Origin of the sequence: Paenibacillus senegalimassiliensis (assembly GCF_001486585.1) — a bacterium.
Lineage (GTDB): Bacteria > Bacillota > Bacilli > Paenibacillales > Paenibacillaceae > Fontibacillus > Fontibacillus senegalimassiliensis.
In genome coordinates this window covers 129,669-150,779 of sequence record NZ_LN909045.1, presented here as the reverse complement: position 1 = coordinate 150,779, position 21,111 = coordinate 129,669, and the positions used below count along the sequence as shown (strand labels likewise).

The window sequence follows — 21,111 nt, the reverse complement described above, 5'->3', positions numbered from 1 at the left end:
CAACATAAAAAAGGCGGTTCCCGGCGCATATGCTGCCAGGACCCGCCTTTTGTCTTGCCGTACCTAGCAACAAGCGTTGCTAGCTACATTTAGGGCTCTATGCCCCACACCAGGCTGCCGCCAAGATAAGCGGTCACCTTGTCCCAATCTGCATAAGAGGTCTTCGACGCATCGCGGGAATAGTCATCCGCTTCCGCATAATTGGACCAATCCGACTTATTGATGCGAATCTGGATTTCCCCGGAATCCTGTCCCGGTGCCAGAGTGCCGGCATTTGGAGCAAAGGCTATTTCAAAATAGTAGTCTGCTCCCGGTAACGCGGGCTCCAGCTTGACGAAGCTGCCACTCACATTGCTGCTACCCAAGACTGCGTAATCCACATTAAACTGCTGAGAGGTATCTCCATCAATCGTATAGTAATAGCGTACCTTCACATCACTGAGCGATACGGTCTCGGTTCCGTTATTCACGACCTTGAATTGTGCCCGAATCTGGTTATCATTTACTCCCGTATCGTCCGTGCGGTATTGAACCTTCAGTTCGCCCGTCGGAATCGGTTTGGAATTCGGCGTAGCGCTAACCTCGGCCGAATCCGGGCTAGTCCCCACTGCATTAGAGGCGCTAACCACGTAGTAATAGGTGGTATCATTCACTACGTCAAGGTCCGTGTAGGCGTTGGTGCTTACTGTAGCGATCGGGCTGTAGGCTCCGCCGCTCACCTCGGCACGCTTGACTGTATATTCTTCCGCACCGGAAGACTTACTCCAACTTAGCTCAACCTGGGCATCCCCGGAGGCAGCCTTCAAATTGGCTGGAGCTTTCGGAGCCACCGGCTCCACGGGACCTCCGCCTCCACCCTGAATCAAGCGAGCATACTCAGCATAAGCCGTTGCCATATCCACTTGAGACCAGAAGCGGTGGTAGACGAATTCAGGAGCTCCGTCGTCCCAGGTTTGCGTTTGCGGATTCCATGAGTTCGTATATTTGTCCAGCAGATATGCCCACTGTGAATCATTGACAATGTTCGGCCGAACGTCGGTGTAGCTGGCATAGACGCCGTTGCCGCCTTTGGATGGATCGGATGGGATGGTGTCATTGCCTGGAATCGTATTCCCTTGACCAAATGTCCCCGTCCAACCATTAGGGAAATAAATCTCCTTCGTAAAATAACGGTTGTAATCGCCACGCTCTTCGGTCGTAACAATGCCGATGCCATCATTATAGTTCCATGCTGTATCCAGCAAGGATTTGGCCAGACCTTCCGCCTGCGAGCCGAGTGCTGTGAAGTTGCCCTCTTCGGCCTTGGTAGCTGCTGCGTAGAAGGTAAGCGCCTTGATATAACTGCCAAGCACGCCGGTATCTTGACCTGGATTTTTCGTGACCACACGAAGATCAGCGTTACCGCTGTAATTGCTAAATCCATTCCAGGTATCCGGCTTGCCTGACCATTCCAGATTGCTAGGAATCCAGAACTCGCCCGGAGCCGAGACGGTAGCGATTTGCGGATCGTCTCCCCCCAGTACACGGTTGCCTTGCTGATCCAAATAGTAGCCATCGCTATCGGTTACGGGACGGCTGCCAGCAAAGACGTAATCCATCGACCAGTCTACCCAATTCTCCGTAATTTGCTTGGCCATCTGGAAGTTCTCCGAGGTAGTATCTCCACTGGATGCCAGGATGTAGTACAGCTCGGCGATACGCTCTACACCCCAAGCTTGCATCCCAAACCAGTTGTTAGATGGAGGGTCATGATATACCGGGGCATCGTCATAGGCCATGCCATAGAAGGTGCTTGTCCCGGCTGGATACGCCTTGTAGGCCCCATCATAGCTGTTGGTCGCGCCGCCGGCAATCGCTCCTTCGTTAGACTGCAACCACGTATAGAATTCCAACTGGCGTGAGAGTGAAGTCGCCCAGTCCTGACCGGCTGTTGGCGAATTCGGAATCAAGCCACTGTCAGGATCAGAGAGGGCATATGCAGCAACCACGTTCTGATAGCCCTGATGCGCGTGGCTGGCCCCAATACGCCATGCCCAATTGCCTGTATTGCCCAGGCCCCCGCCCCAAGCGGTGTACCAGGCCATCAAATAATGGCTGGCATTCTTGCCATTGCCTGCGGAGGGACTTCCGTCCGCAGCGCTACCAATTTCCTGAAAATATTTGTCGTACATACCGTAGCGCAGATAATCGCCCATTTTTTTCGCTTTTTCAAAATAAACCTCATTATCATAACCAAGCGATTTGGCCCAATAGATCGCCTGAATCGCACGTGCATCAGCATCGGTGGCGTTGGTATAGCGCCATTGAGCCGCAGGGGCATTTGCCTCCTTGGTGAACAGGGTCATGAAGCCCTCGCCCGCCTTACCAAAGCTCTTATCATCCTGCGAAGGATGCGGAATGGCCTCCCATACGGATTCCTGCTCCCCTCTTTGGAAGGTGTTCACATAGGCGGCCGTATGAGTCGGATTAAGCAGGTTGCCGTACTCGTACCAGTCATCCACGTCAAGAAGCCAATGCATCAGATACGTCTGGTTGTTCCCGTATGTGGCCTTGAGTTCAGCGTCCAGCGGGTCTCTCCCTGCCGCATATTGTCCGCTGAGCTGACTCGGATATTGGTCGGGCTGACTATATTCCGCAGCATAGGTGGCTGGGCTGTTCGGGTTATAGTAGCTCATGGTCGGCTGCTCTTCCTTGCCGTCGCCTTCATTGACCGGAATGATGTATTTCTCCATGTTGTCCCAAGCCGCCTCAAGCGGCTCCCAATCCCCTGTGTAATGTCCATACAGCACCTCCAGCCACAACCAATAGCTGTAGGCTTCGGAGGTTGTCATATGTCCATAATCCGGCGCTTCACTAATCAAGGTCTCAATAGAATGATAAGGTATGCCTTCCTGAGAGAAATAACCGTTGCTCGGGTCCTTCAACTGGGTATACAACTGTAAGAAGCGAGTCTCCTCAGGCGAAGCAGCCTGAGCCTGCGTAGCTGCTCCGAACATCCCTCCTGTAAATAGCGAGAATGCCAATGCCGTCGACAACAGGAATGAGACTGGCTTCCTGATAACCTTGGAAAGTACCAATGTAATCATCCTCTCAAATAGATTAAGGTTCAATTCCCCACACTAGAGAGCCGTTCTGGTAGAGGGTTACCTTGTCCCAGGCAGCATAGCTTTGCTTGCTGCCATCGTAGGAGTAATCGTCCAGTTCATTGAAATTGGTCCAATCGCTCTTGTTGATGCGAATTTGGATATCGCCCGTGCTTGCGCCCGGTGCCAGCGTGCCGGCAGCCGTACTGAAGCCAACTTCAATGTAGTGATCAGCACCCGTCACCGGATCAGGCAAGCTGACAAAGGTGCCTGTCACATTGCCGCTGCCAACCGCCGCATAATCGCAATGGAATTGCTGGGCCTGTTCTCCATCAATCGTGTAATAGTAACGCAGCTTCACTTGATTGAGGGGGATAGCCTCTTCCCCAAGATTTTGAATGCGGAATTGTGCCCGAATTTGATTATCCCCGGCCTGGGTATCGGTGGTGCGGTACTCCAGCCCCAGGTCGCCCTCCACCGGAGCTGGAACCTCCCGTGGCTTGGCACTGACCTGGCTTGAAGGAGGGCCTTCCCCAACCTCATTGCTCGCTGCAACCACATAATAGTAAGTTACATCGTTAGTTAAACCGCTGTCCGTAAATGATGTACTGGAAGTCACTTCAACTGCGGTGTAGGGGCCGCCGCTCGTTTGTGAACGTTTGACCACATACTCATCCGCACGGCTTACGGCATTCCATGTCAATTGGACAAGCCCGTCTCCTGCCGTTGCCGTCACTCCCCGGGGAGCCGCAGGTACGGAAGGGATGCCTGGCGTGCCACCACCAGATGGAAGCTCGCCAAACACTTGAACTCCTCCATCAAACACCGGAATGTAAGCCGTCTTGACTGGCGACGAACCGATTGTGGATAGACCTTGATAAGAGAAATCATTGCTGTTGTCCCAGAAGGTGGTATTCAGCGGAGCGGCAATCCGGAACTGCACTTCCTTGCGGAATGCCGACTGTCCACCGGGATAAATCGAGGTCCCCGTAAAATCAACCTCGGTGTAATAGATATGGTTATCCTCGTCGAAAGGCAGCAACTGCGATACGGTAGCTCCCTGATTGTAGCCACCGGCAGCTACGGTTACATCTTGCGGACCGTACCCGGCTGCGATTACTTCCTCTAGGTCAAGATAATAACGGAAGGACATTTCGCTACTAGCCCGTGCCGGCCAAGCTGACCGGTTATTGAGCAAAGCCCGAATCTCAATGAAATTATTCCCGCTGGCGTTGACCGAAGCCTCGACAAACATCTCGTCTTCACGTACCTCAGGTGCCGGGAATGAAGCCAGCGGCTGATCGCCTTCGCCATGCAGAAGCATCATTTTGGCCAACGCTCCGGTAAATCCACCATTGTAATCGGTAGCTACCTCATTGGAGACATAATCGCTAATGGAGTCTGTATAGGCATCCGTAACGGATGGTCCTCCCACCAATGCTCCGTACAGAATATGACGATGATTGGCCGGCTCGTTCTGGCTGTCGCTCCAGGAGCCATGAGAGGTCCGGTGATGCGGATGCTGTGGGCTATTATTGCCATAGCCGATCACATAGCTGCTTTGTCTCGGATTATCGCCCAGCATATATAGAATTTGCTGTTCTGCAAATGAACGGGCCGTCTGTTTGCTCGCAGGATCACTGACCCAATCGGAGTAAACAAAGGCCAGGAAAGCCTGATTGGCAGCATATCTCAGCGCACCCCATTGATCCAGGTGAGCCAGCCCGCCAGGCGTATAGTTAACGCGTTCACCTGTCCCGCTCACTCCGGTAGTCCAGAACTGCATACTCTTCTCGGTTGATTGGACGAAGCGCGGGTCGTTGGTGATCCGTGCCAATAGCAGTTGGGCACCATAGTGCTTGTCATCCCAGGCATGGGTCCATTTGTAGTCCCAATCGCCCTGCTGATTGGTTCCCCACTCATCGCTGGCATCAATGGCTTGATCCAGATAATCCGGATCATCCGTAGCCAGATAGAGCCACACAGCCGCCCAGCTTAATTCATCGGCATAACCGCTCCAGGATTGATAGAAGGCTCTGGCATCCGTGATGCTATCCGAGTATTTGCCCCGGTACTGGTCTGCGAACTGATACAGTTCCTTCGCATGCTGAAGCAGCAAGGCTGAATAGCTTGGATCGCTGTCCTTGAAAATGATCGAGGATGCCGCAAGTGCAGCAGCCGTCTCCCCGGCCAGATCGGAGCCGGGATTGGCGGCATCGATCTTGTAGGCTGGCCGTGCCATTGACATGACCTCCGCCGGTCCCCACCAGTTATGGTCCGCCGTGCCATTGCCTACCTGTCCCCACAGCTCGTTCGGGGCCGTATGCGCTTTGATGAAATAGTCCGTAGCCCAGCGGATATTATCGAGAATTTCATCTAGCTGACCCGCTTTTTCATAGCCCTCACGATACTCGTACACCGACCAGGCGAGCATGGTGGCGGTGGCGGCCATTGGGAAGCCGAATTTAACATGATCCCCGGCATCGTACCAACCGCCCGTGAGATCAACACCTACGTCCGCACCGTCCTGAAGCCCCGAATCCCCCCGCCATTCCACCCGGTTATCCTCTGGCAATGCTCCTGAACGCTGCGCCTCATAGAAATAAATAGACTTTTGCAGAGCCTCCGCATAATTGTAATCGGAAGCTGATGAAGGGGATGCAGTAGAAGCCAAGGTAGAACTTGTCCCAAAATTCATAGATGTAAGCGCTAACAAAATACTGAGAACCAACACGCTTCTTTTCTTGAATCTTTTACCCATAACAGTTGACTACTCCTTTCTGAGTAAAGGTTTCTGACCCAAAGCTTCTACTCACCTCCTGGATTTAAAAGTAGAGGGGCAGTTCTGTTAAATTTTAGTAGAATCCGTCCCTGTCCATAATATATCATATAATGCTAATAAATTACATAAATAACAGTAAATTTACTGTAAATTTTTGTTTTTTAGGATTAGCTACGATGCTTAAGCAAAACAGCGATACCTCACCTTGAACAATGGGAGATATCGCCGTGTAACGTTAATTGTTATTTTATTATTGCCGTCCCGCTCCACCACCACGTGTAGAGCCTCCACCACCAGAAGAGCTGCTGGAGTCAAAATCAATACTACTCCAGCTACTACTGGAATCGGAGTCATCACTACTCCAGCTACTGTCAGAATCAGAATCACTACTACTCCAGCTAATGTTAGAATTCCTGTTACGTTTACGTTTAAACCATCTATTATCGCCCACACTGCTGTCTTGTCCTTCAAAGATATTTGAGCTTATTGGTGGATTAGGCTTATCAATATACGGATTACGATCAGCACGTCGGCCCAAGCTAGCGTCTCGATTATAATCATACGTAGACGAGGTCCATAGCTTTTGCTCTCCTACTGTTACATTAATACGGGTGGTCTTACTGTAATAACCAGCCTGCTGCGCGAAGCCGTTTCCCACATTATCCCTTAATCTGTAAGTAGGCGATGAATACAGTTCTGGCTGACCCCCTGGCATCGATGTGTAAGGGCCAAATTTACCAGGGAACCTTCGTGGTTTTCTATTAATAGCAAGGTATATTAACACTATAAAGGCACCGATGAAATGAATTAATAAATAAATCCCCATAGCAGGATTAGTATCCTCACTATCTGAAGCATTGACCGCCCCCCCGCTACCGACCGACGGTCCGTTATGGTTCACGGGTTCATTCATGGAAATGCTATTTGCCCACGTTCCTCCAAGTTGGTTAACAAAAGCTGAATAAACCTTTGTGGAGCCAGCACTGTATTGCTTATTGGCAAAGTCTTCCTCCAAATAATCAAATAACATATTGGAGATAGTGCCACTCGTTAACGTTGATTCCAACCCACGTCCCTGTACTGCCCAATAATTGTCATCGCCTATCGACAACAGAATTAGTAAACCATTATTTTTCTTGGCGTCGCCCACGCCCCATTGATTAAATAATTCAGCCGCATAGTCACTTATCGAACGCGTTCCAACAAAATCAACCGTTACAATAACAACCTGTGCACCATTTAATTTCTCTAGCATTTTTCCGTTCTCAACCATCAACAATTCATCAGCCGGATCAATGACATTGGCGAAGTCATTTACATAAAAAGCGCCTGTTGGCTCAGGCAACGCTGGCGCTGCATGAACCGTTAAGGGTAATAACAATACCCACGCAAACATCATTAAAGATGTCTTGAGAATCCAATCTTTCACTAACTCACCTCTTTCATTGGGTAAAAAGTTCAAGCGGCTTTACCGACATGAGCTTACTGAACATACTGGCTGGAAACTGCTTTAGAACATCATTAAATTCAGATGCTACCTGATTATAATTATTTCTACCAAGTATCAACCAGCGGGATTCAATATCTGCTTTAATTGTTTTGTTGTAATGCGCGTCTCGAGTTTCTAGCTCCATCTGTCCAAGTCTATAAATAAGCGCTGTACTTTGGGAGACAAGTCGGTCTGCCGCGTCATATTTGGTCTTTGGCGAGGTGGCAGCTTCGAGCTTCGATTTGGCCTCTCTGACTGCGACCAACTCCATATCTTCATCATCTATATATCGACTTGCAACGACGATTAAGTTGGTACTCAACTCTACCAACCAATCCAGGTCGTACTGGACACCAGGCTCGCTCTTGGAGATACCATGAATGAATGTTGCAGCAGCATCCTCACGCAAATGATTAAGCGATAGAGAAGCACCCAGCGACGAAGAGACGATGATGAGAGCTAATGTAATTGTCCAGGCCACTTTACTTTGCTTCAACAGTTGCATGGTTTGCTCCTATCGTTGAACTGCATTACGCACTTCAAGCAATTTATTCTTCAACTCGTTTTCAATTTTAACAAGCTCTCCTTCTGCTTGACGACGCTTGGTGAACCCTTCATTTTGAATAGCCAACACTTCGTCTAGCGTTTTAATTAACTGTTGATTGGTGTGCTTAAGCGTCTCAACATCCACAATGCTTCGTTCTGCTTCACGCGCAGCATCTACGGTATTTGATTTGAGCATGTCTGCATTTTTTCGTAACAAATCATTCGTAATATCTGTTACAGCACGTTGTGCTTCAATTGCCTTTTGAGAATGGGCCATCCCCAACGCAAGTACCATCTGATTCTTCCAGAGCGGAATTGTATTGACGAGCGATGATTGAATTTTTTCTACCATGATGCTATTTGTATTTTGAATTAACTTAATTTGTGGACCCATCTGTAGGCTGATCGTGCGCGTTAAGCTCAAATCGTGTAATTTCTTGTCAAATCGGTTACAGATGTCCGCAAATGAGTTGGCTGCTTGCGCATCCTCCGGCTTACCGCTTTGTCTGGCCATTTCCTGAAGACGCGGTAATTCCGTCGTGGTCAACTCCTTCAGCTTCATACGCCCAGCCAAAATGTACATCGTCAGTTCCTTGAAATAAGACAAATTCAAATCATACATTCTATCTAGCAAAGCGACGTCTTTAAGCAGAGTAATATTATGCTGTTCCAATACATCAGTGATTGAATCGACATTTCGCTCTACCGCCGCAAACCTGGCTCTCAGTTCCTCGATTCTACGCCCAGCGCGACGAAACAACCCAAAAAAACCTTTATTTTCTTCCGCTGTAGAAAAGCCCTTAAGCTCCACTACCAAACCGGAAATCATGGACCCTACCTCACCCATATCTTTCGTGCGTACATTTGAAAGTGCATTTTCGGAAAAGTCTGCGACTTTTTGCTGTGCTCCATATCCATATTGCAACACATGAGTGGCGTTTGTTATATCAATCTTTTGTACAAATTCGCGAACTTTGACCTTCTCCGGTTCAGTTAGCCCATTACCATCAGAGTTTAATAATGCATCCACGTCCGACAGCTTTGTTGAGATAATTTCATCCGTCAAATTAGAAGTTGAGCCTTCAAGCTCAAGCGTCAGTTCTGGGACTTGCAATATATTTTCATTTTCTTTTGTCATTGTTACATCGCTCCCTTAATCATTTTTTTATAATCGGACCCATCACATCGCCCAAGCCATCCTTACGCAACATCTGCTCCATTACTTCTATTTCTACATCAGTATCAAGTGTTTCATCCTGATAAAGTCGATCTAAGGCATCTTTGAATGCTGTCTCTATGGTGGTTATTGCCGTTTGAATTTTATGTATCGCATTCTTCACATTAGGTCCCTTACTCGGGTTATCTTCATAGTCTTCATACCGTTTAGTCAAGGAGATTGTCGTTGGAAAATAATAGGTGGAAAAAGTTCGAATAAGGCCAAACTTACTAGCGTCCGCCTTTAGTAAATCAAACATTTGATCAGAGGTTTGCAGGATGGAGTCAAGCTTTTCAACGATTGTGATATTAGCAATGTGCTTACGCAAATCATCTAATTCGTGCCTGTATGCCTGCCATTGCTGAAGTTGGGTATCGTGCACCGCGTTCCCTGTCCGAATAGGCTCCGGTTCTTCCCCAACAAGCACAATCTTAGGCGGTATGGTTCTCCACAAAACAAGATACACAACGCTGGATAATATAGCTGCAATTAAAAAGTCCAGTCCACGATACATTGGAAAAATTAAGGCGTAAATCACCCAAGTACCACCTATAGCATAAATCGGTAAAACCGACATTATTTTTACTTCACGCAATTGCGTTCACCACCTTCCCTGCAAACAGTTTAACACAGTCCTGCTTATTTGAAGACCTAAAAAAATGAAGTATTTAAAGGATTATCGCAACATTTTTAAACATTTGAAGCACTCCAGATTCTGTTCTCATCTTCTCTAAAAAATAACTCGCCGGGTCTTCCTGGCCGTAAGTGGATGGTTCGTCATCTTCTACTGTTCAAGCCGATCCTAGCTGCTGCTCTGGCCGCGATCTTGCTGAACAAGTTCCTGCGGGGTACGAAAACCGCATAACTGAACTGACCATTAAAATGGAGTACCTGTAGAGCGTAAATGATGCTCCTACAGGTACTCCTTTATTTAATTTATGGATGGAGTCCCTGCATCCAATCCTCCATAGCGAGAATTACCTGCTCTAACTGCTCTTCCTCATTAAGCGTGGGAACCTGATCTCCCTTTTGCCTGCCATAGGAGCCAAATTGACCATGATTGCCTCCCTCGATACTGATGTACAGCGTATCTTCCGGTAGGTTGACTTTGGACTCTGCCCAGGCTTCCTGATTTAGAACCCCATCCTGACTGGCTGTAATTTGTAAGGCAGAGAGGTTCAGATCCTCTAGCGAGCCCGCGGTATCCGCATAGGAAGCCAGGAAGAACACCCCGGCCAACTTGTCGCCATGCTCAGCAGCATACCTCGCTGCAAATACCCCGCCTAAGGAATGCCCGCCAATAATATAAGATTCCCCTTGATGCTCGGCCAAGAAAGCCTCCGCCCGGTTCTGACCGAAGATAGCCAGATTTAATGGCATTTTCGCCAAGTATACACGATGCCCGACCCCGGCAAGCTGCCTGGCAAACGGCGCATAGCTCTCCGGCTCCACCAAACCTCCCGGGTAAAAAATTACGTTCGGCTCAAGCACATCCGCCCTCACCGGTTCAAATTTATAGCCGTCCTTGACCTGCGTTACTTGGACTTGCGCATCACTTTCCATCGCTAACTTGGCTGCATCCGAAGGCTCATATGTCTTCGCATCTAAATAAATGAACATGCCACCTATGACAACCGCAAGCAGCAAACATGCCCATAATATGAATTTAATCCATTTGGTTTTCGGTTTCCGTGATTGGTTCATGTGAAGACTCCTTTTTTTCAGTTCCTCAGTAACGTGTTTCTTGTTACTTATCCACTTCCATCTTTCATGAATTATAGCAAAAGAAAGACCAGCCTCACCTGGCTGATCTAATAATGCACTGTTACTGTAACGTCTTCCGTTCAGGCCATTTTAATAAAATACTGATCATCAGACGTGATAAACAAGTACTCACCGGAGATCAATTGATCATTTTGAAAACTTACCATTCTACTTTAACGCAAATACCCTTTCTTTCGCCAGTACCGAAAGGCAAATTTATCATCACCAACGGGTTCGCCAGCCAGCAACCTCTGGTTGGCGTTGAGCAGTTCCTGCTCGGCCAAATTCAGCACGCGCAACGCACGACGAACCAGTGCCACATTCGTATAGCTAATGTCCTCCAACTCAGCTTCTTCATGCTGTTCATATTGTATTTCCACATACGGTCTGCCATCCAGCCGAGTTCGAACCGTATAGAAGAATCGTTCTGTCCGGGTGTCCTCATCTTCTGCCGATGTATCCACGTACTCGCGTCCAATCTCAAGCAACGCCTCCAGCGGCTCGCCTTCACTTTCGCCATTCTCCTGCTGGAATCCGAAATACCAGTTGCCAAGCCATAAACCACAGCGGTCATCATCCTCATAATCGTCATAAGGCTCAACCAGTGGCAAGGCAAGCAACTGCTGAATGCGCTCAGCCGAAACATACTGCCCGGTATTCCATAATAAAGACAACTCACGCAGCAAAGACTGCCAATACGTGGGAAGAAGTTCTGCCAGTTCAGCATCCCTGTTGGCGTCATAATTTTGCCACGGTGCATCACTCACGTCCATCCTGCGCCACTGCATTCCCAGCGTCCCTTCCTGACCTCCCTTTCTTTGAGCAGGAAGCTCAATAATGACAGCCAAATGTTCATCCTGCTGGATGTATACTCCCTGATACGCTAATGCACGGGTTTCCGGAACCAGTCCAACGGTTAAACGATAGAAAAAATCAGTAGTGATGTCCCACCATTCACGGTGAAAGATCATCGTCTGACTCTCGTTCTCCTCCGGTTCTTCCGGCTTTGCCGGCATCAGCGAGGGGGCCGTTGCCATATCCAGAATTTCGGGTGCTATGGCTACACTAGGGAACACAAATTGCTCCAGTCCTTCAAACTCCAACACGCCCCGATCCTCCGGTGGCAGGAAGCATGGCTTCCCAGCACGCAAACGCTCAATTAATTGAGTACGATCCAATAATTGCTGGCCTTCATACTCATACAGACAATCGGAATCAAACCAGGTTGCCAGCGTGCGACCATCAGCATCCTCCTCTAGAAGGGCCTCTTCCCATTCCAGCAGATGATGCTGCCATCTGGATTGTCCGTGTACTGTAATTTCATAATCCTCCATTTGAAGACAAACTCTAGCTGCCGCTGCACCTTTTACAGTAAACAGACCATGATCATAATCTCCCCAGAGCAGCTCCTCTACGATCAGATCGCCTCCAATATAAATTTCCTGTCCGCCCACAATCATATTTCTGGCCTGCATATTCCCAAGGACAACTAAAGAAATCGCCCCGTCTGTGCTTTCACTGTGTACACTATGATTCACAATCAGGCTTCCCGTAATGATATATAACAGCACGTCCTCTGCTTCATCAGCCAAATAATCAAGGGAGAGCTCCTCAAGCCTGAGATCACCTTCATATAGCAAAGCCTCTCCTTCGTACTCTGCTCCCCCAACGCTATCTTCTGACAGCAAATACAAGCTGCCGGGTGGTATGAGATGAACTGCGTCTTTCAAATCAATCTTGCGAAAATTAACATCCATGTATTCGCCCCTCCCTGCTACTTTCAGCATTGATGTATATTTTTAGCATCTGACATATCTTCGTTTAAACCCAAGCTGCCCCCGAGCCAATGCCTTTTGAATGACTTCCGAGGGATTGAGAAATTTGCTATTCCCCTTATCCTTCTGAATTTCTACAAGACCGACTTCCTTTGCTGTTTCAACCGCCTGTTCATGTAGAGGTTGAAAAGAAATGGCCACCGTCGATATGAAATTGCTTATCGCATGTTTTGTCCGTTCGGGTGCGTCATGAATCGTTGTTTGAGCCACTTCAAGCATATGAGCTATTTTACTGCCCGCAAATTCACTGTCCGGGCGATTACCCAGCAGCCAGCAATAACAGCTCCATCCTGCTGACATTCTTAGTTCTTCCCCGCTGGCGATCCACTGATCGGCCACCTTCTGAGCAATCGCCGCTTCCGACAAGGTTACGGCCACTACAAAATCGGATAGCATATAGAAATAAGCTCCCTTTATCCATCGCTCAAAATCCGCTTCCGTCATGGCCTGTGGATCTGCAATAATGCCAGCAAAGTACATAGCATCATAGTTGCCTGTGGCGTAAAGCTCATCAGCCAAGGCTTGATTATGCTTAATGATCCTGGACATGGGCTTCATCTCGCCTGTCGCTACACCAAATAGCGGTTCTTGCGCGCCATTGGACACATATCTTTTCTTAGTCCGTTCCTTGCCAAGTGCTTCAAGCTCTTGCATCACCGATTGCAGATTCATAGGGATCACTTCCTCGGTAGTAAGAATGATGTCATTATAAACTAGGATAGCATACCCTCTCAAATCAAAAACCGCTTTCACTCGACGGTGAAAGCGGCTCTTATCTTATTTATCCAATTTGTTATGTTAGTTTCTACCACCATAACTCTTGTATGTGGCATACACAGAATTGGCATACTGATCAGCCAAGATAGGACGGCCATAGGAGTCTGTAGCTCCCGGATACCAGTTGTCGCCACCGTTGTAGTGCAATAACCCGTTGTAGATATTCCCAAATCTCACAATCTTTTCATTCAGAATCAAAGCGCCCAGATATACCTGATCCTGTTCACTACCATGATTATACGCACGGCCAAATTTGGAGCTGAATTGAGACATATAGGCATTACGTGTATTCGGTTCTACCTGCATTAATCCGTCGCCAGCAGATGGGCTGCCCGGCAAGCCTGCTCCAAAGCTGCTCTCCTTCTTGATTACCGCACTCAGCAATAGCGCAAAATCTCCGCCTTTACTATAAGCATTATCGGCATTCATGACATAGGTCCAGATGTGACTTGGAACTTCACCAGGCTTTGTTACATTAGACGGTGAACCTGTATAAATCTTAACCGAGGACATTTTGTCATTGATCGCAGTTCCAACCCAGGAGGAGTTTGCCGTAAAGGTCCACTTGGTTCCTCCAAAATTGTCATTCTCATAAACTTCTACCGTCCAGCCGCTTGGAACTTTAAGAGACGACATCCAATCATTTGGAATCCCATTTGCATTCAACTGAGCCAGCGTATAATTGCCTACGCCAAGGGTTACAGCTTTCCCGCCATAGTTAATATCTGCATAGAATATCGCTCCATTTGTAGCTGGAGGTGGGGGTGTAGTTCCTCCGCCACCGCTACCGCCCTGTTGCCATAGAGCAGGAACATTGGATGGCTCCCAACCTACCAGGGAAGTATGGGACTGCAAGCAAGTATACGTGCTGCCGTTGTAAGTTACTGTATCATTTACGGCATAGGCCGTATTTGGAGCCCAGGCTCCTCTAGCTGCCGCGCTGGCCGATGGTAGAACGGCCCCAAACGTAGATAGAAATACCGCTAAAATGACCAAAAGAGAAATGCCTTTAAAAGAAAACTTCTTACTTTTCATTTTCAAACCTCCTTGTTTTTTATGAATCTGTGACAAGTCTATTAGGCCTATCACAGGTTGAAACCGTACTATTTCAAGGCATATGAATAAGCACGATAACAAGTATCCAAGGTTCGACACATGCTGACACGGCAGCCTGCTTCCAACGTGAAGCCGCGCCAAAATTCCTTAATTTTTTACATATTTTTTAATTAAATTTATAATTCTAGCAGGATAAACATATTATTACAATTCAGATGATATAGTAACATGAAAATAATTCCAATAGGAATAAAGAACTAGTTTCATTGAAGATTTTTTATTTAGTTACTTGCTTTATTTTAACGAATTAGTTATATTGATTGACATATCAATCATTGATCCATCAACCAATAGTTAGAAAGGGGGATTACAAATGTGTCCCGTTACACCCGAAACGTCCATTATGGAGAAACTGCAACTTTTAAATAATCGAATTGGGGCAGCTTATTCCGGGTGTACCGGTCTTAGTGCCTCCCGCTTCCGGTTGCTGCGAGAACTGTTTGCTTCAGAAGAAATCAGCCAGACCGCGCTGCAGAAGTCGCTCGGAATTGACGGTGCTGCCATCACTCGTCATTTGAAGCAACTTGAGGCATTGGACTTCGTCAACCGCCGCAACAGCCCCGAGGATAATCGGGTTACACTTGTCCGGCTCAATGAGCGGGGGAGAGAACATATCCAGAGTTTCGTAGAGGAAAACTCTCGCCTGGTTGAGGGACTACTGGAAGGCTTTGATGCCGAGGAACGCAAAGTTTTGGCGAATATGCTGGAACGGATGCAACACAACGCCGAGACTCTTTAATACGCTAGTTGTTCGCCCATTGTCACGATATTGTAATTACCAAATTTCTAAGAAAAGGAGCTGTCTCCTATGAGCAGTGTACAAAAAATTCAAGATTTCCAGGAAGTGCTTAAAAGTCGGCGATCTGTCCGTTACTATGATTCCTCCGTTAAAATCAGCCGGGAGGAAATGACACAAATGCTGGAAGAAGCTTCATTAGCTCCTTCTTCAGTTAATTTGCAGCCGTGGCGGTTCGTCGTTATTGAAAGTCCGGAAGCCAAAGCCAAGCTACTTCCGCTAGCCAAATTTAATACCAATCAGGTTGAGACTTCTTCCGCCGTACTGGCCGTATTCGGGGATTTGAATTTTCCTGACTACGCCGAAGAGATCTTTAGCGATGCCGTTAAGCTAGGCTACATGTCGCAAGAAGTTAAGGATCAACGTCTCGCTTCATACCTGCCGCTATTAAACAGTCTGCCTGTCGAGAAGAGACGCGACTCCGTCTTGATTGATGCGGGTCTGATATCCATGCAGTTTATGCTGGTGGCTCGGGCGCATGGTTACGACACTAACCCGATAGGCGGGTACAACAAAGAACAAATCGCTGAAGCGTTTGGACTTGATCCGGAACGTCACGTGCCCGTGATGCTGATCTCAATTGGTAAAGCCGACAAAGCTGGCCATCCATCGAACCGCCTCTCGGTTGCTCGCACGACGGAATGGCGTTAATAATGCGTAGTATTCACTACATAGCACAACCCATGACATGATGTGTCATGGGTTGTGCTTTATTTTTTTTATTCTCGCATTAGTAGTTTAAGCCGGATGTCCCATCGCTCGCACAATCAATTCATTTACGTCCACTTCCGCAGGCTGTTCAAGAGCATACGCAATGGCCCGGGCTATGCCTGAAGCAGGCAGAGGATTATCACGGAAAGATTCCATCATCTCGCGGGCCGATTCATCCGTAATGGTATCTGCCAGTTCAGATTCGGTAACTCCCGGTGAAATAACCGTCGTACGAATTATGGCACCCATCTCCTGGCGTAATCCCTCTGTGATTGCCCGTACCGCAAACTTGGTGGCGCAATACACTGCTGATTTCGGGAAGACAATATAGCCTCCCACCGAAGAAACATTGATGATATGACCAAAATTCTGTTCCTTCATCACAGGAATAGCAGCCCCTATCCCGTGCAACACGCCGCGAATATTGACATCAATCATGCGGTTCCACTCCTCGACCTTCAATGCATCAAGTGATGATAACGGCATCACGCCTGCATTGTTGACGAGGGCATCAAGGCGTCCGAATTGATTCACGGTGAACTGTACAATCGCTTGCATCTGTTCCAGATCCGTTACATCAAGCGAATGGTATGCCACGGTTCCTCCTGCATTTCTAATCTCCTCCGCCAACTTCTCCAATCTGTCCGTCCGTCTCGCTCCGAGCACCACTTGCGCTCCCCGTTCAGCGAGCCATCTGGCGGTTGCTTCGCCGATGCCGCTGCTGGCACCGGTAATAAGCACTACTTTGCCTTTTAATCCAGACATGCACATCGCTCCTTCATCATTTGTTAGAATTATGCCGCTTGTTACATGTTCATTATGGCGGCAATTACAAATCATGCGGTAGCCAAAAGCTGCAATAGGATTGCCTAATTCTCCAAAATACAATAAAGTAAATTGTAAAACGGTTAGATTGGAGGAAAGGACTTGAGCGAATTATCCAGACAAATCGAACGTATTGCCGTACAAGACGGGACTTATATTACCGCCTATCCTGCTCTTTCCTTTGTTCGTTCTTCCGAAGTATCTGAGCCGATTCCTGTCGTATATAAACCTTCCCTATGCGTGATTGCCCAAGGCACCAAGCAAGTGCTGCTAGGATCAGAAAGCTATACTTATCAACCCGGCAGCTACCTGGCTGCTTCCGTGCATCTGCCGATTACAGGACAAGTGATTGAAGCCTCGCCTGATACCCCTTACTTGTCCCTGCAACTCCAATTCGAGATGGAACAAATCCTGGATGTGATTCAACAACCCGATTTGAGCGGAACCACTCGCCAGGAATCTCAGCGTGCTCTGGTCATCAGTCGAATGAGCGATCCGCTGCATGAAGCGATCCTGCGACTAATTCGTTTGCTGGATACTCCGGACGACCTGCCGGTTCTGGCTCCTTATGCGGTACGCGAAATCCTTTACCGGATGCTGCAAACCGAACAGGGTAACGCCATACGGCAGTTCGCTCTGTTAGGCAGCCGCGCCCAGCGAATCGCCCACGTGATTGAATGGATGAATCGCCACTATACGGAAACTATGCGGGTGGAGCAGCTAGCGGAAGCAGCCGCGATGAGCACATCTTCTTTTTTTGCCTGCTTCAAGGAAGTGACGGCCATGACTCCCCTTCAGTACCAAAAACGGCTACGGCTGACAGAAGCTCGGAAGCTCCTCCTCGCAACCATGAACGATGCGACCAGCGTCGCTTATCAGGTCGGCTACGAGAGCGCCACACAGTTCAACCGTGAGTACGCCCGTCTGTTCGGTCAACCGCCGATTCGGGACGTGCGCCGATTCCGGGAAACCATTTAACGGCATCACAAAAAGCACTCACATGTTCCCGGGGACTGGCCCTGAGCGTGAGTGCTCTTAATTAGTGATCTTATCGCTTTCTTGCCTTGATGACAAAAGTTACGGGAAGCATACTAGCCTTTTGCGCAAATTCGCTATCATTTGATTCCACCATTTCCTGATCAGACTCTTCAACCATTTGCTCGATGACAAATCCTGCTTTTGCTAGCGCATTCACATAAGTGGATAGTTTGCGGTCTGAGAGGGATAATACGCCGCCACCGATAGATACCGAGTACCATGACTCATCAAAATAACATTTCTTGAAAAGAAGCAAATCATTTTCTGCTGAGACACATTTATGTATGGGATGAGACCAACTAAAAATAAATACACCATCCCTTTTCAGGTAAGAGGCAATCCGAGAAAAAGTCCCCTCCAAATCGGTAGTCCAGCCTATGCCATAGACTGAATAAACATAATCGAAATAATTCGCTGGTATCCCACATTCCTCTTCCATCGGAGAGCAAATCAATTTTGCTGAAAGGTCATGTGCTGCCAAGTGCTGCTCAGCCTTTCCGATTTGTTCTGCTGAGATATCCATCCCCCATAATTCTGAGGCTTGGCGTTCCCCCAAATACTGCAAAGAATGACCGGTACCGCAACCGATCTCCAACACCTTTGCCCCTGCTAAGTTGCCAAAGAGTTGACACTTTTCTTCTGAAATAAAGGCTCCATAGAAAGGAAGGGCTGTTGTTCCTATAACCGCATTTCCTTGGGTATCCCAGAAAGACTCGTTTGTTGCATGAACCTTTTCCTTGTCCAGTTCAACCGAAATGGCCACTCCCACCTCACCCGCACCAATAATATTGGTTCTGTGGCTAGCATCCTTCTCCAATGCAATTCCCTCCATTAACACTAATTTGAAAGTGAGCCGGGGAAAGGGATGAAGCGTTACCTCCTTATCTCGTGCCAAGGTTGGTGATAAACCATGTAATTGTTTAAACGCTCTGGAAAAGGCGGCTTGCGACTCGTATCCATAGCGCTGGGCAACGTCGATTATCTTTTCTCCATTTTGGATATCAACAATTGCCACCGTCAATCGTCTATAACGAATATATTCCGATAATGGAATCTGGGCCAGCAAAGAAAAAATCCGCCGAAACTCCCACTCAGAACAATTCATAAATTGCGCTACAACCTCATAGTCCACGTTGCCAGCAAGATGATGTTCAATATATTCCATGGCCTGGTTCATACGCTTCTGCCAATCCAATACCTCACCTCCTAAAAAGATCATATCAAGGAGTTGAAAGACTTACTTTGCATTAGGTGTATTTAAATGCATAATTATATTCGGCTAATTCAGCAACTTTTTGTATGTCTTCCGGCATCACCTTAATACGTTGCATTTCACTTTCTTTATATAAGTTTTCAAATTGGCTGTTAACCACGGATAATAAATTCATTTCGGGCCTCCTTATGAACATTTTTATAATTCTGGTTTTTCATTATGCTCTATTAAGTGGGAATATTGGATTATGGCCGCACAAAACAGTGACCTTTCCTATGTTCAGTCTTTCAACGCAAACAGGAGCAGCTTAATGCTACTCCTTGCAAGTTCTAATTTAGCTCACTGCAACTATTGATATGGAGTCTTATTTCTCTTTTTGATATAGCTTTACCACGCACTCCACATGCGTCGTATGCGGAAACATATCCACCGGAGTCACCTCGACGGTGGTATACCCGCCGTCCTCCAGCACGCGCAAGTCCCGGGCCAAGGTGGCCGGGTTGCAGCTCACGTACACGACGCGCTCAGGCTTCATCTCCAGGATGGTGTCCAGCAGGCGTGGGTCGCAGCCCTTGCGCGGGGGATCGACGACGATGACATCGGCGGTGATGCCTTGCTCCTTCCAGGCCGGGATGACATCCTCTGAAGCTCCCACTTCAAAGGTCACGTGGCTCATCCCGTTTAACTCGGCGTTGACGCGGGCGTCCTCGATGGCTTCTTTGACGATTTCCACGCCGTACACTCGTTTAGCATGCTGCGCTAGAAAAAGGGAGATTGTCCCGATGCCGCAGTACGCGTCAATGACGGTTTCTTGACCGGTGAGCCCGGCGTATTCTACCGTTTTCCCATACAATACTTCGGTCTGAACCGGATTCACTTGAAAAAAAGATCGCGCGGAAATAGCAAACTTCACATCACCAATGTAATCATAGATGACCTCCCGGCCCCATAATACACGGGTAATCTCACCGAAAATCACATTCGTCTGCCGTGTGTTAATGTTCTGACAGATGCTCACCACTTGCGGCAACTCCCGGCGAATCGACGCGATCCATTCTGATTCCTGCGGAATATCCTTGCTGTTGGTCACCAGAACAATCATCATCTCGTCCGTACGGAAGCCCACTCGGACCACCACATGACGAAGCAGGCCCCGGCCCGTTTCTTCATCATAAGTGCTGATTCCCAATCGGCGCGCAATGTCCTTCACCGTTCGCACCATCTCATCATTGCTTTCGTGCTGGATGAGGCACTGCTCCATATCCACGATGCGGTGGCTGCCGCGAGCGTAGAAGCCGCCGATGAATTCACCGTTCACTTCCCCAACAGGAACCTGTGCCTTATTGCGATAACGCCAAGGCTCGGCCATCCCCAGTGTGGGCAGAACCGTAACAGGCGTTGTTTCCTGCGAGCTAGCAGCCGCTCCACTACCACCTGCTACATGCAGCTTGCCGATCCGCTCCAGCGCATCAATCACATGCTGCCGCTTCCAGGTCAGCTGCGCTTCATAGCTTAAATGCTGCAACTGGCAGCCCCCGCATTTATCATAAATCGCACAGGGCGCGTCCACTCGGTCCGCGCTTGGCTCAAGCAGTTCCAACAGCTTGGCGTAGCCATATTGCTTTTTGGTCTTTAGGACCTTCACTTTGGCCGCTTCCCCCGGCAAAGCCCCCGGCACGAACAAGGTGTACCCCTCGGCTCGGCCCACGCCTTCTCCATCGTGGTTCATCCCGATCATCTCTACGACCACTTCATCATTCTTAGAGACAGGCAAGCCAGCAATCACCTCATCATTTGTCGCACGACGATCCCTTCGACCGGTTCTTCCACCTTCTCTTGCTCTTCCGTTCTTCATCGAACCAACTCCACTCTTACTACCAGAGAGTCCACTTTTCTGCTGCTTCCTCATAACTTGCTCCT

17 protein-coding genes and 1 pseudogene are annotated in these 21,111 nt (G+C 48.2%); 3 read left to right on the top strand and 15 right to left on the bottom strand.

The genetic code is table 11. The features are described 5' to 3' along the window. Nucleotides 1-89 precede the first annotated feature (89 nt). From BN3279_RS10695 to BN3279_RS10650, 10 genes are all read right to left on the bottom strand, one after another. Entirely contained in the window at nt 90-3,086 is a 2,997-nt protein-coding gene (locus BN3279_RS10695) for a glycoside hydrolase family 48 protein (RefSeq protein WP_187377777.1), read from the bottom strand. Nucleotides 3,087-3,099: 13 nt separating this feature from the next. Continuing rightward, nucleotides 3,100-5,844 (bottom strand): glycoside hydrolase family 9 protein, encoded by a 2,745-nt coding sequence (locus BN3279_RS10690; RefSeq protein ID WP_059050691.1) that lies wholly within the window; start codon nt 5,842-5,844, stop codon nt 3,100-3,102. Between the two features lie 271 nt (nt 5,845-6,115). After that, nucleotides 6,116-7,294 (bottom strand): TPM domain-containing protein, encoded by a 1,179-nt coding sequence (locus tag BN3279_RS10685; RefSeq protein ID WP_059050690.1) that lies wholly within the window; start codon nt 7,292-7,294, stop codon nt 6,116-6,118. Between the two features lie 13 nt (nt 7,295-7,307). After that, complete coding sequence (locus tag BN3279_RS10680; RefSeq protein WP_059050688.1) at nt 7,308-7,859, bottom strand: LemA family protein; 552 nt, start codon at nt 7,857-7,859, stop codon at nt 7,308-7,310. 9 nt (nt 7,860-7,868) lie between these two features. Further along, nucleotides 7,869-9,038 carry a toxic anion resistance protein gene (locus BN3279_RS10675; RefSeq protein WP_059050686.1) on the bottom strand — a complete coding sequence of 390 codons (1,170 nt, stop codon included), beginning with the start codon at nt 9,036-9,038 and terminating at the stop codon, nt 7,869-7,871. Nucleotides 9,039-9,057: 19 nt separating this feature from the next. Then, nucleotides 9,058-9,711 (bottom strand): 5-bromo-4-chloroindolyl phosphate hydrolysis family protein, encoded by a 654-nt coding sequence (locus BN3279_RS10670; protein ID WP_059050684.1) that lies wholly within the window; start codon nt 9,709-9,711, stop codon nt 9,058-9,060. A gap of 341 nt (nt 9,712-10,052) precedes the next feature. Further along, entirely contained in the window at nt 10,053-10,820 is a 768-nt protein-coding gene (locus tag BN3279_RS10665) for an alpha/beta fold hydrolase (RefSeq protein ID WP_059050682.1), read from the bottom strand. 233 nt (nt 10,821-11,053) lie between these two features. Beyond that, entirely contained in the window at nt 11,054-12,637 is a 1,584-nt protein-coding gene (locus tag BN3279_RS10660) for a hypothetical protein (protein WP_059050679.1), read from the bottom strand. A 42-nt stretch (nt 12,638-12,679) separates the two neighbouring features. Continuing rightward, entirely contained in the window at nt 12,680-13,387 is a 708-nt protein-coding gene (locus BN3279_RS10655; protein ID WP_059050677.1) for a DNA alkylation repair protein, read from the bottom strand. 126 nt (nt 13,388-13,513) lie between these two features. Further along, complete coding sequence (locus BN3279_RS10650) at nt 13,514-14,527, bottom strand: carbohydrate-binding protein (protein ID WP_059050675.1); 1,014 nt, start codon at nt 14,525-14,527, stop codon at nt 13,514-13,516. A 394-nt stretch (nt 14,528-14,921) separates the two neighbouring features. On the opposite strand from BN3279_RS10650, the gene BN3279_RS10645 reads away from it, so the two are divergent. Together BN3279_RS10645 and BN3279_RS10640 are read left to right on the top strand one after the other, a co-directional pair. Continuing rightward, nucleotides 14,922-15,347 carry a MarR family winged helix-turn-helix transcriptional regulator gene (locus BN3279_RS10645; RefSeq protein WP_059050673.1) on the top strand — a complete coding sequence of 142 codons (426 nt, stop codon included), beginning with the start codon at nt 14,922-14,924 and terminating at the stop codon, nt 15,345-15,347. Nucleotides 15,348-15,416: 69 nt separating this feature from the next. Further along, a complete protein-coding gene (locus BN3279_RS10640; RefSeq protein WP_059050671.1) occupies nt 15,417-16,055 on the top strand; it encodes a nitroreductase family protein in 639 nt (212 codons plus the stop codon). Between the two features lie 87 nt (nt 16,056-16,142). On the opposite strand, the gene BN3279_RS10635 is transcribed toward BN3279_RS10640, so the two are convergent. Next, nucleotides 16,143-16,880: an SDR family oxidoreductase gene (locus BN3279_RS10635; protein ID WP_059050669.1), complete on the bottom strand. Its 738-nt coding sequence runs from the start codon at nt 16,878-16,880 to the stop codon at nt 16,143-16,145. A gap of 162 nt (nt 16,881-17,042) precedes the next feature. Between BN3279_RS10635 and BN3279_RS10630 the strand changes: the two genes are divergently transcribed. Then, complete coding sequence (locus tag BN3279_RS10630; protein ID WP_232436823.1) at nt 17,043-17,918, top strand: AraC family transcriptional regulator; 876 nt, start codon at nt 17,043-17,045, stop codon at nt 17,916-17,918. A gap of 70 nt (nt 17,919-17,988) precedes the next feature. Here BN3279_RS10630 and BN3279_RS10625 read toward each other — a convergent pair whose 3' ends face one another. The 4 genes and pseudogenes from BN3279_RS10625 to rlmD all read right to left on the bottom strand — a co-directional run bounded on the left by BN3279_RS10625 (nt 17,989) and on the right by rlmD (nt 21,100). After that, complete coding sequence (locus tag BN3279_RS10625; protein WP_392396868.1) at nt 17,989-18,810, bottom strand: class I SAM-dependent methyltransferase; 822 nt, start codon at nt 18,808-18,810, stop codon at nt 17,989-17,991. Between the two features lie 66 nt (nt 18,811-18,876). Then, nucleotides 18,877-19,083 (bottom strand): annotated as a pseudogene (locus tag BN3279_RS24230) (helix-turn-helix transcriptional regulator); the annotation flags it as partial. A 142-nt stretch (nt 19,084-19,225) separates the two neighbouring features. Then, the gene (locus BN3279_RS23750; RefSeq protein ID WP_157686449.1) at nt 19,226-19,366 is read right to left on the bottom strand and encodes a hypothetical protein; all 141 of its coding nucleotides are present in this window, start codon (nt 19,364-19,366) and stop codon (nt 19,226-19,228) included. 189 nt (nt 19,367-19,555) lie between these two features. Then, nucleotides 19,556-21,100, bottom strand: coding sequence for a 23S rRNA (uracil(1939)-C(5))-methyltransferase RlmD (rlmD, locus tag BN3279_RS10620; protein ID WP_232436822.1), 1,545 nt, complete (start codon nt 21,098-21,100; stop codon nt 19,556-19,558). Between the last annotated feature and the right edge of the window lie 11 nt (nt 21,101-21,111).

What these genes read in the sequence shown, in the direction of transcription:
- BN3279_RS10655 (WP_059050677.1), bottom strand. Translation starts at nt 13,387, where the DNA reads ATGAATCTGCAATCGGTGATGCAAGAGCTTGAAGCACTTGGCAAGGAA.
- BN3279_RS23750 (WP_157686449.1), bottom strand. Translation starts at nt 19,366, where the DNA reads ATGAATTTATTATCCGTGGTTAACAGCCAATTTGAAAACTTATATAAA.
- BN3279_RS10680 (WP_059050688.1), bottom strand. Translation starts at nt 7,859, where the DNA reads ATGCAACTGTTGAAGCAAAGTAAAGTGGCCTGGACAATTACATTAGCT.
- BN3279_RS10645 (WP_059050673.1), top strand. Translation starts at nt 14,922, where the DNA reads ATGTGTCCCGTTACACCCGAAACGTCCATTATGGAGAAACTGCAACTT.
- BN3279_RS10660 (WP_059050679.1), bottom strand. Translation starts at nt 12,637, where the DNA reads ATGGATGTTAATTTTCGCAAGATTGATTTGAAAGACGCAGTTCATCTC.
- BN3279_RS10695 (WP_187377777.1), bottom strand. Translation starts at nt 3,086, where the DNA reads ATGATTACATTGGTACTTTCCAAGGTTATCAGGAAGCCAGTCTCATTC.
- BN3279_RS10675 (WP_059050686.1), bottom strand. Translation starts at nt 9,038, where the DNA reads ATGACAAAAGAAAATGAAAATATATTGCAAGTCCCAGAACTGACGCTT.
- BN3279_RS10625 (WP_392396868.1), bottom strand. Translation starts at nt 18,810, where the DNA reads ATGGAGGGAATTGCATTGGAGAAGGATGCTAGCCACAGAACCAATATT.
- rlmD (WP_232436822.1), bottom strand. Translation starts at nt 21,100, where the DNA reads ATGAGGAAGCAGCAGAAAAGTGGACTCTCTGGTAGTAAGAGTGGAGTT.
- BN3279_RS10690 (WP_059050691.1), bottom strand. Translation starts at nt 5,844, where the DNA reads ATGGGTAAAAGATTCAAGAAAAGAAGCGTGTTGGTTCTCAGTATTTTG.
- BN3279_RS10650 (WP_059050675.1), bottom strand. Translation starts at nt 14,527, where the DNA reads ATGAAAAGTAAGAAGTTTTCTTTTAAAGGCATTTCTCTTTTGGTCATT.
- BN3279_RS10665 (WP_059050682.1), bottom strand. Translation starts at nt 10,820, where the DNA reads ATGAACCAATCACGGAAACCGAAAACCAAATGGATTAAATTCATATTA.
- BN3279_RS10640 (WP_059050671.1), top strand. Translation starts at nt 15,417, where the DNA reads ATGAGCAGTGTACAAAAAATTCAAGATTTCCAGGAAGTGCTTAAAAGT.
- BN3279_RS10635 (WP_059050669.1), bottom strand. Translation starts at nt 16,880, where the DNA reads ATGTCTGGATTAAAAGGCAAAGTAGTGCTTATTACCGGTGCCAGCAGC.